The organism is Vibrio sp. 2132-1 (assembly GCF_033344315.1).
On record NZ_JAWPON010000532.1, the window covers coordinates 1 to 614 of the forward strand.

Below are 614 nucleotides of genomic sequence, written 5' to 3' on the forward strand. Positions count from 1 at the left end.
GGCGTTCGCAGCAACACGCATATTTGCAACGCTAAAGACATCGAAGTCAGTGAAGATGTACGTAAAGAGCAACTAGGGTGGTTGAGTTGCGTCAGCCGCGCGATTCTCAAGCAGAACATTATTACGTATAGCCAACCGATTGTGCACGCTTACAGTCATCTTCCTGCCAGCCAAGAATGTCTGGTGCGGATTTTAGAAGAAGACGGAACAGTGATTGCTCCAGGGCGATTTTTACCGATCATCTCAGACACGCATTTGTACACCAGATTGAGTCGTCACATGATCCGCTCGACGCTGCATTACATGCGAGATAAGAAAGGGGATTTCTCGATTAACCGGTCTCCGCAAGATTTGTGGAGCGACAAAACGTTGATGTTGCTGGAGCATGAAATCAGCCAGTTGAATGACCCGACGCGGATAGGGCTGGAAGTACTGGAGTCTGAACAGATTAAAGATTACGGTCGTATGATAGAAGTGTGCAGCCATTTCAGAAAACTGGGTGCGCGTATTATCGTGGACGATTTTGGTTCTGGATACTCCAATATTGATGAGATCTTAAAGCTAGAGCCGGAAGTGATAAAGCTGGATGGCAGCTTGATTCGAGACATCGATAA

The 614-nt window shown here is 46.9% G+C and carries 1 protein-coding gene; it reads left to right on the top strand.

Translation table 11 applies throughout. The features are described 5' to 3' along the window. On the top strand, positions 1-614 hold a 614-nt coding region (locus R8N47_RS26480; RefSeq protein WP_318186267.1), incomplete at both ends, for an EAL domain-containing protein.